This is a genomic window from Corynebacterium sp. 32222D000AT (assembly GCF_053546955.1).
In genome coordinates this window covers 1-9,212 of record NZ_JBPPVW010000031.1, presented here as the reverse complement: position 1 = coordinate 9,212, position 9,212 = coordinate 1, and the positions used below count along the sequence as shown (strand labels likewise).

Genomic DNA, 9,212 nt, shown 5'->3' with positions numbered 1-9,212 from the left:
AACCACCAGCAGAAAAGAAATAGCTGCCTAACCACTAGGTAGCTCCACTACGTGTCCACGATTTGCGGGCAACCCCAGTCGTAGACGTTGATCAAGTAGGTACCGCAGGCGGTGACCCCGCAGACTTAAACCCGTACGTTCGCGACGTGGTGCGCTCACTGATTACTCATAGCGTTGGGCCGGCTTGGGTGGGTATTAACCCAACTAACGGCAAAGCCCAGTTCATTTGGCTTATTGATCCTGTCTACGCTGACCGTAACGGTAAATCTGCGCAGATGAAGTTGCTGGCGGCGACTACGCGTGTGCTGGGTGAGCTTTTAGACCATGATCCGCACTTTGCCCATCGCTTTAGCCGAAACCCGTTCTACACAGGCAAGGCCCCTACCGCTTATCGTTGGTATAGGCAGCACAACCGGGTGATGCGTCTTGGAGACTTGATAAAGCAGGTGAGGGACTTGGCAGGACACGACCAGTTCAACCCCACCCCACGCCAGCAATTCAGCTCTGGCCGCGAACTCATTAACGCGGTCAAGACCCGTCGCGAGGAAGCTCAAGCATTCAAAGCGCTTGCCCAGGACGTAGACGCGGAAATCGCCGGTGGACTCGAGCAGTACGACCCGGAACTTATCGACGGTGTGCGTGTGCTCTGGATTGCCCAAGGTGTCGCAGCACGCGACGAAACAGCCTTTAGGCATGCGCTTAAGACTGGCCACCGCTTGCGCCAGCAAGGCCAACGACTAACTGACGCTGCCATTACCGACGCCTATGAGCACGCCTATAACGTCGCACATACCCACAGCGGTTCAGGCCGCGACAACGAGATGCCACCCATGCGCGACCGCCAAACCATGGCAAGGCGCGTGCGCGGCTACGTCACTCAATCCAAGAGTGAGACCTACAGCGGTTCTAGCGCGCCAGGTAAAGCCACGAGCAGTGAGCGTAAAGCACTCGCCACCATGGGACGCAGAGGCGGCAAGAAAGCAGCAGAACGCTGGAAAACAGACCCACAAGGCGACTACGCCCAAGCACAGCGCGACATGCTGGAAAACGCAAACAACCAGAGGCGCAGACAAGGGAGCGAAACTCGTTCACAGGTCTACTCCGTCTATGCGTCAACACTCGCGCAGACAGGGAAAGCTCCAACCGGAGCGAAAATCGGACGAGAATTGGGCATCACTAGAAAGACCGCGAGCGCTCATTTACGAGCCCTCCGAGAGGCCGGACTAATTGAGTAAAAAGTGTAACCTGCCGTAAGCAATATACGGTTCCCCTGCCGTTAGGCAGTTAGATAAAAACTCACTTGAAGAAAACCTTGGAGAAGATAGGGGATCTGGTTCTCTGGTCGCTAATAATTTGCTACTGCTGTGTGCTTGATAGAGAAGAGAGACTAAATGAGCTCTTTTCTGGGGAGGAATCATTGTGCGGATTTTTCGGGTTGCTCACATCTGGGAAAAGGGTAGCTGCGTGTTTCAGGCCCGTGTTTGATTTGGCTTTTTCCTGGTCTGTGAAACTCGAATTGCTTTGCATCGTTTCTTTAATCCAGGGGATCCTTGAGACAATGTTGGTGTGCCACATGGGGCGGCCTTTCCCATCATTGCATTCTGGGTTGAATCCGCCGGCAGTGTGTACTGCGTAGAGAGTGTTGTTTTTGTAGATAGGTGCTCCTGAATCTCCGCCGCAGGATCGTGAGTCCGTTGACGATTTTCCTTTGAGCAGATCTGTATACGTAACGTTTCCAAAGTTCAAAGAGTCTACTTTTTCGGAAATGACTGTTTCCGCCGAAGAAGCATAGTCATGGGGTTGACCATAACCAGTAAGTATGGCTTGATCCCCGATCTTCAACGGCTCTGTGGCCAGGGTAAATGAATCGGCATTGATTCCGTCACCGACTTTAATAAGTGCAACATCTTCAGTAGAAGACTTGGTATAGATAGCAGCGATACCTGCTGCTTCACCATCTGATTGGCGGAGAAAACCATCCATAAAAGGTGAATTAGACACACAGTGATGCGCGGTCAACCAGAAATTGTCCCCTACATAGCTTGCCGTGCAATCACGCCGAACACGTTGTTGCTGTGAGTCATCCAAACTTGGAGTTACCGACCACAAAGCCGCAATACGATTATCATTCACCGGCACAGTACTGCTTGCCTGCAATGAAGCGAAGTCACTATCTGCAGCGACAGCCACCGAAGAGCAAGCCCCTAGCGCAGTAAATGCGCAGGCTAGAGAAGAAAGACCGAGTTTAACTATTTTCATCGGTACCCCACGAGATTAGAAAGGAGAACTTTTTCACTTAACCAGCGTAGCCTGCCACCAGGCTATAAGCTGACCTAGTAGAACAACTCCTTGTTTCACTCTCATCTAAGGACCACCAATGAAAGCTCTCTCACGCAAACTACTTGCTTTCGTCTCAGCAAGCTTATTAATCAGTACCACTCCCGGCACTGCAGTCGCACAATCATCTTTTTCTGATTCATTATCATCATCAGTGTCACAGGATACTTTTCCTGCTGATTCTAGTGAAAATTCCGTAGAGGAAATCGACAGTAAAGAAACGTCAGATGAATACCCCGCTCCAGTACTGCCAGAGTGGGCTAAGGGGGCCTCGTCTGAAACTGTAGAGACTGAACTTTCACCAGAAGAGGTCTCCGAGTGGACTCCGACGAAGTCTCCTAAATCTACTGTACGCCCTGGAGAAATGCGTAGCGATAGGGAAGAAATACCGGGTGATTTCACCAAAGAAGAGGCGGATCTTGCAGAAACAAAAGAAGCACAGCTGCAAGAAGAAGACAATCCGACCCTAAATTCTGCCCCAGGTTGCAAAGTTTACTGGCCTTCTCCTTTTGAAGTATGCGGTGCAATCCGGGAACTTTATGATTCCGTTGGCGGACCGAAAAGCTTTCTAACGTTTCCTAAAAGCAACGAGCTAACGAATCCTGACGGTATTGGTAAAAGGTCCGAATTCGTCAACGGGTTTATCTATTGGCATCCAAAGACAGGTGCTCATACTGTTAGCATTCCTGCAACCGTCGTGTGGGCAAAGCATGGTTGGGAACGCGGGCACTTCGGGTACCCAATGACTAATGATATCGCTCTCGGAGATAGCTGGTCTAAGCAGAAATACCAAGGTGGCTACATCTACACACGAAACTCCATTCCTGCAGTACAAGCAGGAATTCAAGGGCGAATATATGACAAATGGCAGGACATGGGAGCCCAAAAGAGTACCTTAGGTTTCCCTATCAGCAGCGAAGAAAAAACACCTGACGGGATCGGGCGATACAACCTTTTCCAAAAAGGAATTATGGTTTGGCACCCCAAATTCGGCGCTCACGCTATAACAGGCGATGTACTACTGCAGTGGGTGTATGCAGAAGCGATCGGAGAAGATCAGGGGTATCCCACCGGAGATCCACAAGATTTTCAAGAGGGGTGGAAGCAGCAGTCCTTTGAAAAAGGAAAAATTTATGGTTTCCAGCTAGAAAAGTTTTTCCCAGAGTACCTCCCTGGGGCAGGGCTCGAGCAAGATACACCTACCCTACAGGGCAGCGGACCTGCTGGAGGCAATGACTACACCGATGAACTTCTTCTGGAGACTAGGGATATGTGTGGTGAGCCCATACTCCTGCGACGTGGATGGTTTAACACGACGGACAAATATCCATGGGGATACGACAAAATTGTTCATAAACACAACATTTGGAGTTTGTGGTCTATAAAAACCGTGCTTAATAACTCTTGTGTACGAGAGGTTCAGGGCCCTTCTATGAAATATGAAGAAGATGTTTATCAAGTCAAATGCTCTGATCCGGTAGGAGCAGTTTGCCGGCTCACTGGTGAATCTTTTACATACCGTGCGATTGTTGAGCCGAAACCTCGTGGAAACGCTTCAGAGCCACGCGGAATTACTACTATGTATCCCGTTCACAATACTGGTACTCACGGAATGAGCGACAAGGCCCCCAGCTGGTTTAGTACAGATATTCCCACTTTGGATTTATGGAAATGGCAGTAACCCCAGAGCGTCATTTTGATTTAAAGACTGCTGCATTTTGTTTGGCGGAAATCCTTAATAAGGATGCTTTGAGTGAAAATAAGTTTAGGGGTGAAGCCGCCACATCATTGCCAAGGTTCCATGGCGCCGCTGCTTGGATTAATACCTTCTTATACATTATTTTGAAAGTAGAAACACCTAACGGTACAGCCTTTGTGGGGTTTGAAGCCATCTTCCACCCTGAGGGAACTTTTCGAGAATACTCGGTTGAGTATGAAAATGTCCACGACTTATGGGCATACGAAATTGCTGGTGAACCATTTCTTAAAGAACTCGATTTTGAGGATCCAAACCGTATCACTTGGTTGAAAACAGATAGGAAAAGTTTCGTTCCTTCTACATGGAACGACTTGCTCGATTTTAATGATGCTTCGAATCAAATATGGATGCAGGATTAAAGGATTTTCCTTTTGACTATTGTCATGAAGGAACTTGACCACTTAATACGAGATGACTCGTATCCGCCATCAGGTCATCGTAAATAGCTGCTACCCGACACGGCCAGAACCGTCGACTTAATGGTCTGATTGACGGAAAACGGGCCTGACCCTTGTTTGCTGGATATCTAACATCCAGCCCAGTCGGGCCGGGAAGAATTATAAGCTACACCCTATTGTTACACGTGCCTGCGGCAGAATGTTTGCTGTACAATAGGGTCGTTCCTAGCATTGTTTTACACGTGTCTAGTGGGGTCTAGGCCCTAGACTTACAGAAGGTGGTGAATGTGATGTTGTCGTCTGACGGTTTCCATGACGCTGATGGTCTCGACGGGGCACAGTTGTCTGACTTGGCGCGGGTGGTTGAGCCGTATCGTGATGCGGTCATCGCCCAGGAGAATGGTGCCTCTACACTCTCGCGGGGCGAAGACTAATGGGCAATGACTCCGGTTCGCATGGGCAGCGGGTGGGCTATATCCGTGTCTCCACGGTGGAGCAAAATAATCAGCGCCAGAAAGAACTACTCAACGCTTCCGGCAGGATTGACCGGTTCTTTGAGGATAAGATTTCCGGCCGCACCAAGACTGCGCGCCCTGGGCTTGTCGAGTGTATGGCGTATGTGCGCGACGGGGACGAACTCGTCGTGGCGTCGATTGATCGCCTCGCCCGCTCGCTAACCGATCTGCGCGGTATTGTTGATGAACTTACCGGCAAGGGTGTGACTGTTACTTTCCTGCATGAGAATCTCGCGTTTGCGAAAGACACCACGGATCCGCGCGCGGATTTAATGCTCGGTATTTTGGGTTCGTTTGCGGAGTTTGAGCGGGCCATTATCCGCGAGCGCCAGGCGGAAGGGATTGCGTTGGCGAAAAAGGCTGGCAAGTACAAAGGCCGCAAGCCTGCTCTTAGCCCGCAGCAAGTGGCGGAGATTAAGCGACGCACACTGGCGGGGGAGTCGAAAGCAGCCTTGGCGCGGGAATTCGGGGTCACCCGTCCTACGGTGTATCGGGCGTTGAAGAACGTCTAAGCGTCGGCGGCGTGAGGGTAAATCTGCGCACCCACAGTGCCTGCCGCATGGCAGGACATATGCCTAAGCATATGGCAAGGCATACGCTATAACATATGCTTTAGCATATGTTCACCAGGACGTAGTGTCACCTGCATGGTTTCATTCCCCGTAAGACATGCAGGAGGGTGCCGGGCGTTATGCACAGCTCTTTTTCTCCGGTGGGAAAGTGGCTTAACGTGCCCGCGCGGCCAGGCGGGCAGCGGGTGGGCTTATATGCTTGATGGTTATGGCCCCTACGACTGTTTTCGACCGCGCTACCATTCGCCACAACCTCACCGAGTTCAAACTCCGGTGGCTTGCCCACATTAAGCAATGGAAAGCAGAAAACCGGCCTGCGACCGAGTCGAGTCACGACCAACAGTTCTGGGGCGACCTGCTGGACTGCTTCGGGGTCAACGCCCGCGACCTGTATCTGTATCAGCGCAGCGCTAAACGCGCCTCGACGGGGCGTACCGGCAAGATCGACATGTTCATGCCCGGCAAAGTCATAGGTGAGGCCAAATCCCTCAGTGTCCCGCTCGATGATGCTTATGCCCAGGCCCTCGATTACCTGCTAGGCGGTACTATCGCGAACTCGCACATGCCAGCTTACGTCATCTGCTCCAACTTCGAGACCCTACGGGTAACCCGCCTGAACCGCACCTATGTCGGCGATAGCGCCGACTGGGACATTACGTTCCCCCTAGAGGAGATTGACGATCACGTCGAACAACTCGCTTTCCTCGCCGACTACGAAACCACCGCCTACCGGGAGGAAGAAAAGGCGTCCCTGGAAGCCTCCCGGTTAATGGTGGAGCTGTTCCGCGCCATGAACGGCGACGACGTCGACGAAGCCGTCGGTGATGAAGCGCCCACCACGCCGGAGGAAGAAGACGAGCGTGTCATGCGCACCTCTATCTACCTCACCCGTATCCTCTTCCTCCTCTTCGGCGACGACGCAGGCCTGTGGGATACCCCGCACCTATTTGCCGACTTTGTGCGCAATGAAACCACCCCGGAGTCTCTGGGCCCGCAGCTCAATGAGCTATTTAGCGTACTCAATACTCCCCCGGCGAAGCGTCCTAAGCGTTTGCCGTCAACGTTGGCGAAATTCCCGTACGTCAACGGTGCGTTGTTTGCCGAACCGTTGGCTTCGGAGTACTTCGACTACCAGATGCGCGAAGCCTTACTTGCTGCCTGCGACTTCGACTGGTCAACCATTGACGTCTCCGTCTTTGGCTCGTTGTTCCAGTTGGTGAAATCGAAGGAGGCCCGCCGCAGCGACGGCGAACACTACACTTCTAAAGCCAACATCATGAAGACCATCGGCCCGCTGTTTTTGGACGAGCTTCGGGCTGAGGCCGACAAACTGGTGTCTTCTCCCTCGACGTCGGTGGCCGCGTTGGAGCGCTTCCGCGACTCTTTGGCCGAGCTGGTGTTCTGTGACCCTGCCTGCGGTTCTGGAAACTTCTTGCTTCTGGCGTATCGGGAGTTGCGCCGGATTGAAACAGACATCATTGTCGCTATCCGCCAGCGTCGCGGCGAGACTGGTATGTCGCTCAATATTGAGTGGGAGCAGAAACTATCCATCGGGCAGTTCTACGGCTTCGAGCTGAATTGGTGGCCTGCCAAAATTGCTGAGACCGCCATGTTCTTAGTTGACCATCAGGCGAATAAGGAGCTTGCCAACGCTGTGGGCAGGCCACCGGAGCGGTTGCCGATTAAGATCACCGCCCACATTCACCACGGCAACGCCCTGCAGCTTGAGTGGGAAGACATACTGCCAGCTTCTGCCACCCAGATCTATATCTTCGGTAACCCGCCGTTTTTGGGGCATGCGACGAGAACTGCTGAACAAGCTCAAGAACTCCGAGATTTGTGGGGCACTAAGGATATTTCACGCTTGGACTACGTCACGGGCTGGCATGCGAAGTGCTTGGACTTCTTTAAGTCCCGAAAGGGTCGTTTTGCTTTCGTCACCACCAATTCAATTACTCAAGGTGATCAAGTTCCACGGCTTTTTGGGCCTATCTTCAACGCAGGGTGGCGCATACGTTTTGCACACCGCACGTTTGCGTGGGACTCTGAGGCTCCCGGTAAAGCTGCTGTCCACTGCGTCATTGTTGGCTTGGATAAGGAGAGTCAACCACGCCCACGTCTGTGGGATTATCCCGATGTAAAGGGCGAGCCAGTCCCAGTGGAAGTAGGCCAGTCCATTAATGCTTATCTAGTAGACGGCCCTGACGTGCTCGTGGAGAAATCGAAAGCGCCCATCTCGCCTGTAGTTACTCCCGCAGTCTTCGGGAATATGGCCCGAGATGGAAGAAACCTACTCGTTGAGGTCGACGAATATGACGAGGTTATAAGTGACCCAATAGCGGCGAAGTATGTTCGCCCTTTCCGGGGTAGTCGAGAGTTAATGAACGGCTTAGACCGGTGGTGTCTGTGGCTTGTAGACGTAGCACCGTCAGATATTGCCCAGAGTCCGGTGCTAAAAAAGCGGCTAGAAGCAGTCAAGGCTTTCCGAGCTGACAGCAAAGCGGCAAGTACACGAAAAATGGCTGAAACTCCGCACTTATTCGGCCAGCGATCCCAGCCGAGTACTGACTATCTCTGCCTACCGAAGGTAGTAAGCGAACGCCGTTCTTATTTCACCGTACAAAGGTATCCTTCAGATGTAATTGCTTCTGACCTAGTATTCCATGCTCAAGATCCAGAAGGTCTAATGTTTGCCCTAGCGTCGTCGTCGATGTTCATCACATGGCAGAAGACCATCGGAGGACGTCTTAAATCTGACTTACGGTTCGCAAATACTCTGACGTGGAATACTTTCCCTGTGCCAGAGTTGGACGAGAAAACGCGGCAGCGAATTATTAAAGCGGGCAAGAAGGTGCTCGATGCCCGCGCGCTGCACCCGGAGCGCTCGCTCGCGGAGCACTATAACCCGCTTGCTATGGCACCGGAACTCATCAAGGCGCATGACGCTCTCGACCGTGAAGTAGATAAGGCGTTTGGTGCGCCCCGAAAGCTCACGACCGTCCGGCAGCGCCAGGAGCTGTTGTTTGCCAATTACGAAAAACTCACCACGCAGCAGCCCTAAAAGCACCTGACATATGGCGGGCCATATGTTTCGCCATATGCCAGAGCGTATGTTAGGCCATATGTGAAAGCATATGTCTGCTTCTACAGGCCACTATGACCAGTGTGCGTGCTGGTAGTAGGCCTATATATTGCGGGGGAGTAGTGGTGTGGCGTGGCTTGTACGCCAGGTGTTGGTGGCGCGGAATACTTCGCCTTGACGCAGAATCTTGAGCCCAATTTCGCCGCGCTGAGACCCGAAGAGGGCGTGGAGCATGTTCACCGTGGCGGTCGCATCAGCTACCGCTCCGTGCGCGTCGGGGTTGCCTAGCCCTAGGCGGTTAAGGAGTGCCGGTAGATTGTAGGGGCCGCGGTCGAGTATTTGCTTGGCAAGGTCAATGGTGTCAATGAACGGGAAGAACTCGTCTCCGTCCTCGTCCTTGTCGACGCCGGTCATGCGGTCGACCTCAGCAACGATCATTTTTGAACACTAGAACACGTGGGTGTGGCGGTACGGGGAAAAATATTTTACCCGACCCCCCCACCCCCCAAAGGTTTTAAAGTCACCTAAAAAAAAAAATTTCTCCACCGG

Annotated in this window: 7 protein-coding genes; 5 read left to right on the top strand and 2 right to left on the bottom strand. The window is 52.4% G+C overall.

Annotated features, from left to right (window positions below):
• Positions 1 to 62: 62 nt before the first annotated feature.
• Positions 63 to 1,235, top strand: coding sequence for a replication initiation protein (locus ACEE23_RS11270; protein WP_448872915.1), 1,173 nt, complete (start codon positions 63 to 65; stop codon positions 1,233 to 1,235).
• A 121-nt stretch (positions 1,236 to 1,356) separates the two neighbouring features.
• Here ACEE23_RS11270 and ACEE23_RS11265 read toward each other — a convergent pair whose 3' ends face one another.
• Positions 1,357 to 2,190: a trypsin-like serine protease gene (locus ACEE23_RS11265; protein WP_448872913.1), complete on the bottom strand. Its 834-nt coding sequence runs from the start codon at positions 2,188 to 2,190 to the stop codon at positions 1,357 to 1,359.
• A 187-nt stretch (positions 2,191 to 2,377) separates the two neighbouring features.
• On the opposite strand from ACEE23_RS11265, the gene ACEE23_RS11260 reads away from it, so the two are divergent.
• The 4 genes from ACEE23_RS11260 (at position 2,378) to ACEE23_RS11245 (ending at position 8,642) form a co-directional block, all read left to right on the top strand.
• On the top strand, positions 2,378 to 4,018 hold the full coding sequence (locus ACEE23_RS11260) for an LGFP repeat-containing protein (protein ID WP_448872911.1): 1,641 nt from the start codon (positions 2,378 to 2,380) through the stop codon (positions 4,016 to 4,018).
• Positions 4,003 to 4,455, top strand: coding sequence for a hypothetical protein (locus ACEE23_RS11255; RefSeq protein WP_035104384.1), 453 nt, complete (start codon positions 4,003 to 4,005; stop codon positions 4,453 to 4,455). Before ACEE23_RS11260 ends, ACEE23_RS11255 begins: the two co-directional genes overlap by 16 nt.
• A gap of 472 nt (positions 4,456 to 4,927) precedes the next feature.
• Positions 4,928 to 5,521 carry a recombinase family protein gene (locus tag ACEE23_RS11250; RefSeq protein ID WP_368520901.1) on the top strand — a complete coding sequence of 198 codons (594 nt, stop codon included), beginning with the start codon at positions 4,928 to 4,930 and terminating at the stop codon, positions 5,519 to 5,521.
• Between the two features lie 262 nt (positions 5,522 to 5,783).
• On the top strand, positions 5,784 to 8,642 hold the full coding sequence (locus tag ACEE23_RS11245; RefSeq protein WP_409338216.1) for a DNA methyltransferase: 2,859 nt from the start codon (positions 5,784 to 5,786) through the stop codon (positions 8,640 to 8,642).
• A 123-nt stretch (positions 8,643 to 8,765) separates the two neighbouring features.
• Here the strand turns inward: ACEE23_RS11245 and ACEE23_RS11240 are convergent, their stop codons facing one another.
• Positions 8,766 to 9,101 carry an exonuclease domain-containing protein gene (locus tag ACEE23_RS11240; protein ID WP_368526398.1) on the bottom strand — a complete coding sequence of 112 codons (336 nt, stop codon included), beginning with the start codon at positions 9,099 to 9,101 and terminating at the stop codon, positions 8,766 to 8,768.
• Positions 9,102 to 9,212: the final 111 nt, after the last annotated feature.

Bases quoted from the DNA above. Each gene is read 5' to 3' on its own strand.
- ACEE23_RS11260 (WP_448872911.1), top strand. From the start codon at position 2,378: ATGAAAGCTCTCTCACGCAAACTACTTGCTTTCGTCTCAGCAAGCTTA.
- ACEE23_RS11255 (WP_035104384.1), top strand. From the start codon at position 4,003: ATGGAAATGGCAGTAACCCCAGAGCGTCATTTTGATTTAAAGACTGCT.
- ACEE23_RS11250 (WP_368520901.1), top strand. From the start codon at position 4,928: ATGGGCAATGACTCCGGTTCGCATGGGCAGCGGGTGGGCTATATCCGT.
- ACEE23_RS11245 (WP_409338216.1), top strand. From the start codon at position 5,784: ATGGTTATGGCCCCTACGACTGTTTTCGACCGCGCTACCATTCGCCAC.
- ACEE23_RS11240 (WP_368526398.1), bottom strand. From the start codon at position 9,101: ATGATCGTTGCTGAGGTCGACCGCATGACCGGCGTCGACAAGGACGAG.